This is a genomic window from Shigella sp. FJ200513 (genome assembly GCF_040495915.1).
In the GTDB taxonomy this organism is placed as follows: domain Bacteria; phylum Pseudomonadota; class Gammaproteobacteria; order Enterobacterales; family Enterobacteriaceae; genus ECMA0423.
In genome coordinates this window covers 31,008-43,027 of record NZ_JBDYCV010000027.1, presented here as the reverse complement: position 1 = coordinate 43,027, position 12,020 = coordinate 31,008, and the positions used below count along the sequence as shown (strand labels likewise).

The window sequence follows — 12,020 nt, the reverse complement described above, 5'->3', positions numbered from 1 at the left end:
CGGTGGAGCTGCATGACAAGGTCATCGGGCATTATCTGAACATAAAACACTATCAGTAAGTTGGAGTCATTACCGAAGCCTCCATAACGGAGGCTTCTTTTTTATGGCTGGCAGATGCTTTAATCATCCACCTTAAAACAATATAACCTATTGTTTTAATGACAAATCAGAACGGAATGTCATCATCAAAGTCCATCGGCGGCTCGTTAGACGGCGCTGCCGGAGCGGACTGCTGCGGGCGAGACTGCGCGCCGCCGCTGAACTGATTGCCACCCTGCGGCTGCTGAGGCTGACCCCAACCGCCCTGCGGCTGACCACCACCGATATTGCCACCTGCCGGAGCGCCACCACCCTGACGACCACCCAGCATCTGCATGGTGCCGCCAACGTTCACCACGACTTCTGTGGTGTAGCGATCCTGACCGGATTGATCGGTCCATTTACGGGTACGCAGCTGACCTTCGATATAAACCTGAGAACCTTTACGCAGATATTCGCTCGCCACTTCTGCCAGTTTGCCGAACAGCACAACGCGGTGCCATTCAGTCTGTTCTTTCATCTCGCCGGTCGCTTTATCACGCCAGGATTCGGAAGTAGCCAGCGTAATGTTGGCAACTGCGCCACCATTTGGCATGTAGCGTACTTCCGGGTCCTGACCCAGATTACCAACGAGAATAACCTTGTTTACGCCTCTGCTGGCCATGTTCGTGTCTCCTGAAAAAAATCGTTCTGAATAAGTGTAAACGCGCGATTGTACCATTACCAATAGCGCTTTTACTATGTTGTGACCTCGGTTCCGGGAAACAAACCTGGCCAGACATTGTTACACAACACTCCGGATAATGCATTCCAATACTGTATATTCATTCAGGTCAATTTGTGTCATAATTAACCGTTTGTGATCGCCGGTAGCACCATGCCACCGGGCAAAAAAGCGTTTAATCCGGGAAAGGTGAATGGATAAGATCGAAGTTCGGGGCGCCCGCACCCATAATCTCAAAAACATCAACCTCGTTATCCCCCGCGACAAGCTCATTGTCGTGACCGGGCTTTCGGGTTCTGGCAAATCCTCGCTCGCTTTCGACACCTTATATGCCGAAGGGCAGCGCCGTTACGTTGAATCCCTTTCCGCCTACGCGCGGCAGTTTCTGTCACTGATGGAAAAGCCGGACGTCGATCATATTGAGGGGCTTTCTCCTGCCATCTCAATTGAGCAGAAATCGACGTCTCATAACCCGCGTTCTACGGTGGGGACAATCACCGAAATCCACGACTATTTGCGTTTGTTGTTCGCCCGCGTCGGCGAACCGCGCTGTCCGGACCACGACGTCCCGCTGGCGGCGCAAACCGTCAGCCAGATGGTGGATAACGTGCTGTCGCAGCCGGAAGGCAAGCGTCTGATGCTGCTCGCGCCAATCATTAAAGAGCGCAAAGGCGAACACACCAAAACGCTGGAGAACCTGGCAAGCCAGGGTTACATCCGTGCTCGTATTGATGGCGAAGTCTGCGATCTTTCCGATCCGCCGAAACTGGAACTGCAAAAGAAACATACCATTGAAGTGGTGGTTGATCGCTTCAAGGTGCGTGACGATCTTACCCAACGTCTTGCGGAGTCGTTTGAAACCGCGCTGGAACTTTCCGGTGGTACAGCGGTAGTGGCGGATATGGACGACCCGAAAGCGGAAGAGCTGCTGTTCTCCGCCAACTTCGCCTGCCCAATTTGCGGCTACAGTATGCGTGAACTGGAGCCGCGACTGTTTTCGTTTAACAACCCGGCAGGTGCCTGCCCGACCTGTGACGGCCTTGGCGTACAGCAATATTTCGATCCTGACCGCGTGATCCAAAACCCCGAGCTGTCACTGGCTGGCGGTGCGATCCGTGGCTGGGATCGCCGCAACTTCTATTACTTCCAGATGCTGAAATCGCTGGCAGATCACTATAAGTTCGACGTCGAAGCGCCGTGGGGCAGCCTGAGCGCGAACGTGCATAAAGTGGTGTTGTACGGTTCTGGCAAAGAAAACATTGAATTCAAATACATGAACGATCGTGGCGATACCTCCATCCGTCGTCATCCGTTCGAAGGCGTGCTGCACAATATGGAGCGCCGTTATAAAGAGACAGAATCCAGTGCGGTACGTGAAGAATTAGCCAAGTTTATCAGCAATCGCCCATGCGCCAGCTGCGAAGGGACGCGTCTGCGTCGGGAAGCGCGCCACGTTTATGTCGAGAATACGCCGCTGCCTGCTATCTCCGACATGAGCATCGGTCATGCGATGGAATTCTTCAACAATCTCAAACTCGCTGGTCAGCGGGCGAAGATTGCGGAAAAAATTCTTAAAGAGATCGGCGATCGCCTGAAATTCCTCGTAAACGTCGGCCTGAATTACCTGACACTTTCCCGCTCGGCAGAAACACTTTCCGGCGGTGAAGCCCAGCGTATCCGTCTGGCGAGCCAGATTGGTGCGGGCCTGGTTGGCGTTATGTACGTGCTGGACGAGCCGTCTATCGGCCTGCACCAGCGCGATAACGAGCGCCTGTTGGGTACGCTTATCCATCTGCGCGATCTCGGTAATACCGTGATTGTGGTGGAGCATGACGAAGACGCAATTCGCGCCGCTGACCATGTGATCGATATCGGTCCTGGTGCGGGTGTTCACGGCGGTGAAGTGGTCGCAGAAGGTCCGCTGGAAGCGATTATGGCGGTGCCTGAATCGTTGACCGGGCAGTACATGAGCGGTAAACGCAAGATTGAAGTGCCGAAGAAACGCGTTCCGGCGAATCCAGAAAAAGTGCTGAAGCTGACAGGCGCACGCGGCAACAACCTGAAGGACGTGACGCTCACGCTGCCAGTCGGTCTGTTTACCTGCATCACAGGGGTTTCAGGTTCCGGTAAATCGACGCTGATTAACGACACACTGTTCCCGATTGCCCAACGCCAGTTGAATGGTGCGACCATCGCCGAACCGGCACCGTATCGCGATATTCAGGGACTGGAGCATTTCGATAAAGTGATCGATATCGACCAAAGCCCAATTGGTCGTACTCCACGTTCTAACCCGGCGACCTATACCGGCGTGTTTACGCCTGTGCGCGAACTGTTTGCGGGCGTACCGGAATCCCGTGCGCGTGGTTATACGCCAGGACGTTTCAGCTTTAACGTCCGTGGCGGGCGCTGCGAAGCCTGTCAGGGCGACGGTGTGATCAAAGTGGAGATGCACTTCCTGCCGGATATCTACGTGCCGTGCGATCAGTGCAAAGGTAAACGCTATAACCGTGAAACGCTGGAAATTAAGTACAAAGGCAAAACCATCCACGAAGTGCTGGATATGACCATCGAAGAGGCGCGTGAGTTCTTTGATGCGGTGCCAGCTCTGGCGCGTAAGCTGCAAACGTTGATGGACGTTGGTCTGACGTACATTCGCCTGGGGCAGTCCGCAACCACACTTTCTGGTGGTGAAGCCCAGCGCGTGAAGCTGGCGCGTGAGCTGTCAAAACGCGGCACCGGGCAGACGCTGTATATTCTCGACGAGCCGACCACCGGTCTGCACTTCGCCGATATTCAGCAACTCCTCGACGTGCTGCATAAACTGCGCGATCAGGGCAATACCATTGTGGTGATTGAGCACAATCTCGACGTGATCAAAACCGCTGACTGGATTGTCGACCTGGGACCAGAAGGCGGCAGTGGCGGCGGCGAAATCCTCGTCTCCGGTACGCCAGAAACCGTCGCGGAGTGCGAAGCTTCGCATACGGCACGCTTCCTCAAGCCGATGCTGTAATCGTTAAGGCCGCTTTCTGAGCGGCCTTTTCCTTTCAGAGTTGTACCAGCAATTTACGCTTTTCTTCCGGTAGTAAATTCACTGCCTGCTGATAAGACGCATCCACCAGATAATAGATTTGCGAATCCGGCAGCGAACCGTCGAGATACACGGTGCTCCAGTGCGCTTTATTCAGATGGCGGCTAGGACGCACATCGCTGTGCTGCTGACGTAGCAGCTCCGCCAGCTCCGGGCTGGTTTTCAGCGAAACAGCTGGGCGATTTTCTACTTCTTTCACCATCGCAAACAGTACATCTTCCACTTTGATCTGCGTCGCTTTCCAGTCGTTATGCACGCTCTGTTCTGCGCTTGGTTTTGCCATGCAATATTGTAGCAACTCCGAAATGGTCATTTTTTACTCCCCTTGTAGTGTCGCGATGATGCGACGCGATCCGCCGTGGATGCGATGTTCCCCCAGCCAGATGCCTTGCCAAGTGCCGGTCTGAATACGCCCTTTATGTACCGGCAATACAAGCGATGTTCCCAGCATTGAGGATTTGATATGAGAAGGCATATCGTCTGCTCCCTCATAGTCATGCTCATAATTTCCGTTGTCGGGAACGGTGCGGAGGAAAAAACACTCCATGTCGTGGCGTACGGTGGGATCGCAGTTCTCATTAAGTGTCAGAGAGGCGGAGGTATGTTGCAGCAACAGATGCAGTAAGCCGATGTTAACGCGCGGCATATCAGCCAGCTGATTCAGAATTTCATCCGTTACCAGATGAAACCCACGAGATTTGGCGCTAAGCGTGAGCGTCTTTTGATACCACATGTGCTGCTCCTTGATAAAACTCTCTTAATCAGTTTGCAGCAAGACAGCGAAAGGATAAAGGTGTGATTAAAAAAACAGCATTCGGGAGAGCATCACTCTCTCCCGCTCTGTCAGTATTCTGAATTGACGATCACCTCTTCACCAAACGCACCCGCTTGTGGCAAGGGTTTGTAGGTAGAGTTGGAGGCGCGCAGAATGCGGATACCACGAGCGCCGACATCGCGTGCGGCGGTAATATCGTTATCGGAATCGCCATAAAAAATTCGGATATTTTTATCCTGCAGCCATTGCGATTTTGTATTTTGCCCTGGTTTATCGCCCGCAAAGATTACCGGATTCATGTTGGTGGCAGGAATATGAAAATTATCCGCCAGCGTTTTTGAAACCGTTTCTGTTTTCGTCGGGCTACGACCAGTCACAAAGAAGATCGCGTCACCGCGGCGTACATGCATATCAATCAGCTGGCGAGCGACCTCTTTTGGAATGCTGAATTCATCCCAGCCATTATTCATTTTTTCCCAGAACACAGGATTTTTCAGATAATCTTCGCTTTCTGGCGAGAAGGTTTTTTTGCCGCGCCAGAACCCCGGACTGGAAAAAAGTACCGTGTCATCGATATCAAACCCCACCGCCATTGGCGGACGCCCTGCGAGGCTATTTTCAATTTGTGCGACCGAAACCCAATGAATTGGTGCCTGTTCAGCAAGCCTGGCAACGTTAGTCCCAGGGTTAAGCGGTGAAGGAGATGAGGCCAGGGCAACAGCGGAACTGTTTAGAGCGAACAATAAGCAAACGGCACTGATTGCCTGTGTGATCTTGCGCATATTTTTCCCTAAATAGTCAGTATGTTGAAACTTTTTATTGTGAGATTTGTTGCAAAAACCATCTGACCATAACGCCAGCTGCCGGGGAAAGGAAGGATTATCTGCGGTTTTTGTGATGAAAAGCAGGATGATTATATTTAACCCAGTAAATACGTTCCTGTCTTTTTTTGTATAAAAAATGTTTATTACTCGATGTAAGGATACATTAATTTTACGTTTATTATGATGAATCCTCGGCAAATGAGCGAAATTTGATAGAACATTTATCTGCTGTACGATTTAATGAACTTAATGATACAGCATTACAAAAACAATCGAAGTTTATAAAGATGATTTCTGATTGACCAGCCCCCTACCCTACAATGGTGATTAATTTTATTACTCGCGATGGAGATGATGATATGAATATATCATATGTGAATAGCAACAAAACGACATCTTTACCTGTTGAGCTAGATGCACTAAATAATAAAGATATCTCTTATGCCAAAGATTTCTTTTTATACATAGAAACACAGTTAAAAATTGCAAAAGATTTTTGTAGACCTGGAGAAGAAGTATCAAGTTCTATTGCAAGTAAAGTTTTTCACGCATTTATTGATTTAGTTAACAAAATCAGGGGTAAGAAAGACTTTATGTATATTTGCACGCTTTGCTGTTTTGCCGAGGAGGTTAAAGGTGATTATTCTCATTACAGGACCTTTTTATTTGATATTGGTAATCAATATAAGGTTAAACTTACACAAAGCGGAAAAAAGAGTTCTCTTTAACATTAGAATTTAACGATACTATAATTGAATCTCAGAAAGTCACAGGCAATAAGGCAAAGCATATTCTTGAGGATATAGAAATATTCTATCGTAACAAACCCGATACTTATTATTAAATTTAATAATGGTTAGATGTGCAGAAATTATTACTCCACACGAAAAAATAGGGAAAGGAATTCCAGATAATTGGGATAAACTTAACAATAAAAGAACTGACAACGTTTTATTATCTCTCACGTAGAACAACGGCATCAAAAAAATCATCTACAAAGAAATAGTGAAAGCGACGACAGTTTAATTTCACTGCAGGCTGGGTAACTCCAGCCTGCTTTCCTGCATTACATCACCGCAGCAAACGCCTTTGCCACACGTTGTACATTTGCCGTATTTAACCCGGCGACACACATGCGACCGCTGGCGATGAGATAGACACCAAATTCTTCACGTAGTCGGTCAACCTGAGCGGCACTTAAACCGGTATAACTGAACATGCCGCGCTGATTAAGCAGATAATCGAAATTGCGTTCTGGCATCTCTGTGCTTAATACCTTCACCAATTCCTGACGCATTGCCAGAATGCGAGTACGCATCTCTTCTACTTCCGCCAGCCAGCTGGCTTTCAATGCCTCGTCATTCAGCACTGCAGCCACCACCTGCGCACCAAAATTCGGCGGGCTGGAGTAGTTGCGGCGAACTGTTGCTTTCAATTGCCCCAGTACGCGGCCAGCGGCTTCGGCATCTTCACACAGAACAGAAAGTCCGCCGACGCGCTCGCCGTAAAGGGAGAAAATTTTCGAGAACGAATTGCTCACCAGAGCGGGTAATCCAGCACTGGCAATGGCGCGAATAGCGTAGGCATCCTCTTCCATACCGGCACTAAATCCTTGATAGGCAATATCGAGGAATGGGATAAGCTCGCGGGCTTTGAGAATTTCAATCACCGCATCCCACTGATCATTAGTGAGATCGGCACCCGTTGGGTTGTGGCAACATGGATGCAGCAACACAATACTGCGGGCAGGTAATGTTTTCAGCGTCGCCAACAGGTCATTAAAGCGCACGCTGTTAGTCACTTCGTCATACCAGGGGTAAGTACTCACTTCGAATCCAGCCCCGGCGAATATTGCTACGTGGTTTTCCCAAGTAGGATCGCTGACCCAGACGCCTGATTCCGGGAAGTAGCGTTTCAGGAAATCCGCGCCCACTTTCAATGCCCCTGAGCCGCCAAGGGTTTGAATGGTTGCTACGCGCTGTTGTTGCAGTACCGGATGGTCCGCACCAAACAGCAGCGGCGCAATGGCATGGCGATAGCTGTTAAGCCCTTCCATCGGTAAATAAAGCGAAGCGCCATGGGGCTGCGCATTCAGGCGCGCTTCCGCCTCCGCCACGGCTTTCAATTGTGGAATAATTCCGTCTTCGTTGTAGTACAGACCGATACTTAAATTCACTTTGTCGCTGCGAGGGTCTTCTTTAAAACGCTCCATAAGCGTAAGAATCGGGTCGCCAGCGTAGGCGTCAACTTTTTGAAACACGCGATGGTTCTCCAGGTTTACGGGCAGGTGGTTAAAACACAATAAACCGGAAGAAGGCGAAGATCGAGTGGATGTTCAGGAGCGAACGGCAATTAGCAACAGAGTGAGACTAATGATAAACGTACATCCGCCAGAGGCACGACCTTTATAAGAGCATGAAAGAACATCAACTTATTGAATTTTTAGGATTTTATTGGCCGGATAAGGCATTCACGCCGCATCCGGCACAGACAATCAAATATTACAGAACGATTAATCCACGTATTTCATCGCGACCCTTGAAGTCAGGCGCGTAATAAGTTCGTAAGCGCTTACTTTCGTCATTTCAGCGATACGTTCTACGGGCAAACCTTCGCCCCATAAAATGACCGGATCCCCGGCTTTGTCCTGCGCCTGTGGACCTAAGTCTACGCAGATCATATCCATCGCCACGCGCCCGACAATCGGTACTTCGCGACCGTTCACCAGCACTGGCGTACCGGACGGCGCGGCGCGCGGATAACCATCGCCATAGCCCATCGCGACTACGCCAAGACGGGTATCACGTTCGCTTACCCAGGTTCCACCATAACCAACAGGCTCTCCGGCTTTATGCTCACGCACGGCAATCAGGCTGGAGGTTAGTGACATCACTGGCTGACAGCCAAAATCGGCACCGGTGGAGCGATCTTCCAGCGGCGAGACGCCATAAAGAATGATGCCCGGGCGCACCCAGTCAAAATGCGACTGTGGCCACAGCAGAATGCCACCCGACGCGGCAATGGAACGTTGACCAGGTTTGCCTTCGCAAAAGGTATTAAAGATAGCGAGTTGTTTCTCGGTTGCGCCACATTTTGGTTCATCCGCGCGCGCAAAATGGCTGACGATATTCACCGGCTGACGAACGTTTTTGCACTGGGTCAGGCGATGATAAAACGCCTCAGCCTGTTCCGGCCTTACGCCCAGACGGTGCATACCGGTATCGAGTTTCATCCAGACGGTAACCGGCTCGTCCAAGCTAGCCTCTTCCAGCGCAGCCAGCTGTTCTTCGTTATGCACGGCGGTATGAAAATGTTGCGCAGAAATCGTCGGCAGATCTCTGGCATCAAAAAAGCCTTCGAGTAACAGTACAGGTTTGGTGATTCCCCCCGCACGCAGTCGCAGAGCTTCTTCGAGACGGGCTACGCCAAAGGCGTCAGCATCGGGGAGCGTTCGCGCGGTCTCAAGAAGACCGTGACCATAAGCGTTCGCTTTCACCACCGCAACCATTTTACTGGCAGGTGCCAGTTCACGAAGACGTTGCAGGTTGTGTCGCAGAGCGCGGCGGTTAATCACAACAGTTGCCGCTTGCATTTGTGTTCCTTGATAATTGTTTGCTTTAATTACCTAATTCATAAAATAATTATTATTCGTCGTCGTACTGCGGCCCCGCATAGTTGTCGAAGCGCGACCATTGACCGTTAAAGGTCAGGCGTACCGTCCCGATTGGGCCGTTACGTTGTTTACCGATAATAATTTCCGCGATGCCTTTTAAATCACTGTTTTCGTGATACACCTCATCACGATAGATAAACATGATCAAGTCCGCATCCTGCTCGATAGAGCCAGATTCACGCAGGTCGGAGTTGACCGGACGTTTGTCGGCACGTTGTTCCAGAGAACGGTTCAACTGGGACAGCGCCACCACCGGCACGTTCAGTTCTTTCGCCAGTGCTTTCAGCGAGCGGGAGATTTCTGCAATTTCCAGCGTACGGTTATCGGAAAGCGCCGGTACGCGCATCAGTTGCAGGTAGTCGATCATGATAAGCCCGATGCCGCCGTGTTCACGGGCAATACGGCGTGCGCGGGAACGCACTTCCGTTGGCGTCAGGCCGGAAGAGTCATCGATATAGATATTGCGTTTTTCGAGCAAAATACCCATGGTGCCGGAAATGCGCGCCCAGTCTTCATCATCGAGCTGCCCGGTACGGATTTTAGTCTGGTCAACGCGCGACAGCGACGCCAGAGAACGCATCATGATCTGTTCTGATGGCATCTCCAGCGAGAAGATAAGTACTGGTTTATCCTGCAACATTGCCGCGTTTTCGACGAGGTTCATCGCAAATGTTGTTTTACCCATCGACGGACGCGCGGCGACGATGATCAAATCCGACGGCTGCAAGCCAGCGGTTTTTTTGTTGAGATCGTCATAACCGGTGTTTACCCCGGTAACGCCATCGTGTGGCTGCTGAAACAACTGCTCAATACGCGCCACGGTTGCGTCGAGCACATCGGCGATGTTCTTCGGCCCTTCGTCTTTGTTTGCACGACTTTCGGCAATTTTAAAGACGCGGGATTCAGCAAGGTCCAGCAGATCTTCGCTGGTACGCCCCTGCGGATCAAAACCGGCTTCAGCAATCTCATTCGCAACCGAGATCATCTCACGGACAACGGCACGTTCACGCACGATGTCCGCATAAGCACTGATGTTCGCCGCACTTGGCGTATTTTTTGACAGCTCTGCCAGATAAGCAAAACCACCGACGCTATCGAGTTGCCCCTGGCGTTCCAACGATTCCGCAAGGGTAATCAGATCGATAGGACTACCGCTTTCCTGCAAACGCGCCATTTCAGTAAAGATATGACGGTGTGGGCGGGTGTAAAAATCGTCTGCTACCACACGCTCGGCTACATCATCCCAGCGTTCGTTATCCAGCATTAAACCGCCCAACACCGACTGCTCCGCTTCGATCGAGTGCGGAGGCACTTTCAGCCCGGCAACTTGTGGATCGCGTTCGCGGGGTTCAGCCTGCTGTTTGTTGAAGGGTTTATTTCCTGCCATAGTGAATGGAGTTACCGAAATAAAGAATGGGTCGAAACTTTACCATATGAAGCAGACCCTGACGATACGTTCTGGAGGACACATGGCAACACGAATTGAATTTCACAAGCACGGTGGCCCGGAAGTACTTCAAGCCGTAGAGTTCACTCCTGCCGATCCGGCGGAGAATGAAATCCAGGTCGAAAATAAAGCCATCGGCATCAATTTTATCGACACGTATATCCGCAGCGGCCTTTACCCGCCGCCATCGCTACCCAGCGGATTAGGTACCGAAGCGGCAGGCATCGTGAGTAAAGTCGGCAGTGGTGTAAAGCATATTAAGGCTGGCGATCATGTAGTCTATGCGCAGTCGGCGTTAGGCGCTTACAGCTCTGTGCATAACATTAATGCGGATAAAGCGGCGATTCTGCCTGCGGCAATTTCTTTTGAGCAAGCTGCGGCATCCTTCCTGAAAGGCTTAACGGTTTATTATCTGCTGCGCAAAACCTATGAAATTAAACCCGATGAACAGTTCCTGTTCCACGCAGCGGCTGGCGGCATTGGCTTAATTGCCTGCCAGTGGGCAAAAGCCCTGGGCGCGAAACTCATCGGCACCGTAGGAACCGCGCAAAAAGCGCAGAGCGCGCTAAAAGCCGGCGCGTGGCAGGTTATTAACTATCGTGAAGAGAATCTGGTCGAGCGATTGAAAGAGATCACCGGCGGTAAGAAAGTGCGCGTAGTGTACGATTCCGTGGGCAGAGACACCTGGGAACGGTCGCTGGATTGCCTGCAACGCCGCGGCTTAATGGTCAGTTTTGGCAACTCATCAGGTGCGGTTACCGGTGTGAACTTAGGCATTCTCAATCAAAAAGGCTCGTTGTATGTGACACGCCCTTCCCTGCAAGGCTATATCACCACGCGGGAGGAATTAACCGAGGCCAGTAATGAACTGTTCTCTTTGATTGCCAGCGGTGTGATTAAGGTCGATGTCGCCGAGCAGCAGAAATATCCGCTGAAGGATGCGCAGCGTGCGCATGAGATTCTGGAAAGCCGGGCGACGCAAGGTTCCAGCCTGCTGATTCCATAAAAGAAATAGGGCTTCCACCTGGGAAGCCCTTTCTTTTTATAGTTCGGCTGTATGTAGGGTACAGCACGATGAATCTGTTAGAGGCGCAATAGTGACAGATTTGATTATCAATTCCTATTTTGTTCTAAGGATAAAACCTTAGGTTGTGATCATCCGCACAATCCCTTAGTAACGCCAGCGGTCATAACGCTGATATTTCGGCATTTTTGGTGCTTTAATCGCCTTAATAACCCACACCACCGCAATCGCCAGTAGTAACCACGGCAGCAACTTAATCATCAATGCCAGCATACCGCCGAGGAACATAATGGCCGTCGCCACAACCAGCGCGGCGATAATGCCCAGCAACGAAACGCCGGTGACCATCAGCATGACAAAAAAGCCAATCACAAAAAGTAGTTCCAGCATGATGCTCTCCCAAATATGAAATCTCTTGCT

At 50.7% G+C, this 12,020-nt stretch carries 11 protein-coding genes and 1 pseudogene; 4 read left to right on the top strand and 8 right to left on the bottom strand.

All coding sequences use genetic code 11. The features are described 5' to 3' along the window. Window positions 1-2: 2 nt before the first annotated feature. Entirely contained in the window at window positions 3-59 is a 57-nt protein-coding gene (locus tag ABZJ92_RS08460; RefSeq protein ID WP_003032489.1) for an IS1 family transposase, read from the top strand. A 107-nt stretch (window positions 60-166) separates the two neighbouring features. Here ABZJ92_RS08460 and ssb1 read toward each other — a convergent pair whose 3' ends face one another. Continuing rightward, complete coding sequence (gene ssb1, locus ABZJ92_RS08455) at window positions 167-703, bottom strand: single-stranded DNA-binding protein SSB1 (protein WP_000168305.1); 537 nt, start codon at window positions 701-703, stop codon at window positions 167-169. A gap of 253 nt (window positions 704-956) precedes the next feature. Here ssb1 and uvrA point away from each other — a divergent pair, with 253 nt between their 5' ends. After that, a complete protein-coding gene (uvrA, locus tag ABZJ92_RS08450) occupies window positions 957-3,779 on the top strand; it encodes an excinuclease ABC subunit UvrA (protein WP_000357740.1) in 2,823 nt (940 codons plus the stop codon). Between the two features lie 34 nt (window positions 3,780-3,813). Here the strand turns inward: uvrA and ABZJ92_RS08445 are convergent, their stop codons facing one another. The 3 genes from ABZJ92_RS08445 to aphA all read right to left on the bottom strand — a co-directional run bounded on the left by ABZJ92_RS08445 (window position 3,814) and on the right by aphA (window position 5,414). Then, on the bottom strand, window positions 3,814-4,170 hold the full coding sequence (locus ABZJ92_RS08445; protein ID WP_000155673.1) for an MmcQ/YjbR family DNA-binding protein: 357 nt from the start codon (window positions 4,168-4,170) through the stop codon (window positions 3,814-3,816). A 3-nt stretch (window positions 4,171-4,173) separates the two neighbouring features. Further along, complete coding sequence (locus tag ABZJ92_RS08440; RefSeq protein WP_000270367.1) at window positions 4,174-4,590, bottom strand: secondary thiamine-phosphate synthase enzyme YjbQ; 417 nt, start codon at window positions 4,588-4,590, stop codon at window positions 4,174-4,176. Window positions 4,591-4,700: 110 nt separating this feature from the next. Beyond that, the gene (gene aphA / locus ABZJ92_RS08435; protein ID WP_001226928.1) at window positions 4,701-5,414 is read right to left on the bottom strand and encodes an acid phosphatase AphA; all 714 of its coding nucleotides are present in this window, start codon (window positions 5,412-5,414) and stop codon (window positions 4,701-4,703) included. Between the two features lie 401 nt (window positions 5,415-5,815). On the opposite strand from aphA, the pseudogene ABZJ92_RS08430 reads away from it, so the two are divergent. After that, window positions 5,816-6,020, top strand: a pseudogene (locus tag ABZJ92_RS08430) (hypothetical protein). Window positions 6,021-6,522: 502 nt separating this feature from the next. Here ABZJ92_RS08430 and tyrB read toward each other — a convergent pair. The 3 genes from tyrB to dnaB all read right to left on the bottom strand — a co-directional run bounded on the left by tyrB (window position 6,523) and on the right by dnaB (window position 10,516). Next, entirely contained in the window at window positions 6,523-7,716 is a 1,194-nt protein-coding gene (tyrB, locus tag ABZJ92_RS08425) for an aromatic amino acid transaminase (RefSeq protein ID WP_000486978.1), read from the bottom strand. A gap of 252 nt (window positions 7,717-7,968) precedes the next feature. After that, window positions 7,969-9,048 carry an alanine racemase gene (alr, locus tag ABZJ92_RS08420; protein ID WP_001147328.1) on the bottom strand — a complete coding sequence of 360 codons (1,080 nt, stop codon included), beginning with the start codon at window positions 9,046-9,048 and terminating at the stop codon, window positions 7,969-7,971. Window positions 9,049-9,100: 52 nt separating this feature from the next. Then, entirely contained in the window at window positions 9,101-10,516 is a 1,416-nt protein-coding gene (gene dnaB, locus ABZJ92_RS08415; RefSeq protein ID WP_000918363.1) for a replicative DNA helicase, read from the bottom strand. Window positions 10,517-10,598: 82 nt separating this feature from the next. On the opposite strand from dnaB, the gene ABZJ92_RS08410 reads away from it, so the two are divergent. Then, window positions 10,599-11,582 carry a quinone oxidoreductase gene (locus tag ABZJ92_RS08410; RefSeq protein WP_000235501.1) on the top strand — a complete coding sequence of 328 codons (984 nt, stop codon included), beginning with the start codon at window positions 10,599-10,601 and terminating at the stop codon, window positions 11,580-11,582. A gap of 165 nt (window positions 11,583-11,747) precedes the next feature. Here ABZJ92_RS08410 and pspG read toward each other — a convergent pair whose 3' ends face one another. Continuing rightward, window positions 11,748-11,990 carry an envelope stress response protein PspG gene (pspG, locus tag ABZJ92_RS08405; protein WP_000891402.1) on the bottom strand — a complete coding sequence of 81 codons (243 nt, stop codon included), beginning with the start codon at window positions 11,988-11,990 and terminating at the stop codon, window positions 11,748-11,750. Window positions 11,991-12,020: the final 30 nt, after the last annotated feature.

Bases quoted from the DNA above. Each gene is read 5' to 3' on its own strand.
- ssb1 (WP_000168305.1), bottom strand. From the start codon at position 703: ATGGCCAGCAGAGGCGTAAACAAGGTTATTCTCGTTGGTAATCTGGGT.
- uvrA (WP_000357740.1), top strand. From the start codon at position 957: ATGGATAAGATCGAAGTTCGGGGCGCCCGCACCCATAATCTCAAAAAC.
- ABZJ92_RS08445 (WP_000155673.1), bottom strand. From the start codon at position 4,170: ATGACCATTTCGGAGTTGCTACAATATTGCATGGCAAAACCAAGCGCA.
- ABZJ92_RS08440 (WP_000270367.1), bottom strand. From the start codon at position 4,590: ATGTGGTATCAAAAGACGCTCACGCTTAGCGCCAAATCTCGTGGGTTT.
- aphA (WP_001226928.1), bottom strand. From the start codon at position 5,414: ATGCGCAAGATCACACAGGCAATCAGTGCCGTTTGCTTATTGTTCGCT.
- alr (WP_001147328.1), bottom strand. From the start codon at position 9,048: ATGCAAGCGGCAACTGTTGTGATTAACCGCCGCGCTCTGCGACACAAC.
- dnaB (WP_000918363.1), bottom strand. From the start codon at position 10,516: ATGGCAGGAAATAAACCCTTCAACAAACAGCAGGCTGAACCCCGCGAA.
- ABZJ92_RS08410 (WP_000235501.1), top strand. From the start codon at position 10,599: ATGGCAACACGAATTGAATTTCACAAGCACGGTGGCCCGGAAGTACTT.
- pspG (WP_000891402.1), bottom strand. From the start codon at position 11,990: ATGCTGGAACTACTTTTTGTGATTGGCTTTTTTGTCATGCTGATGGTC.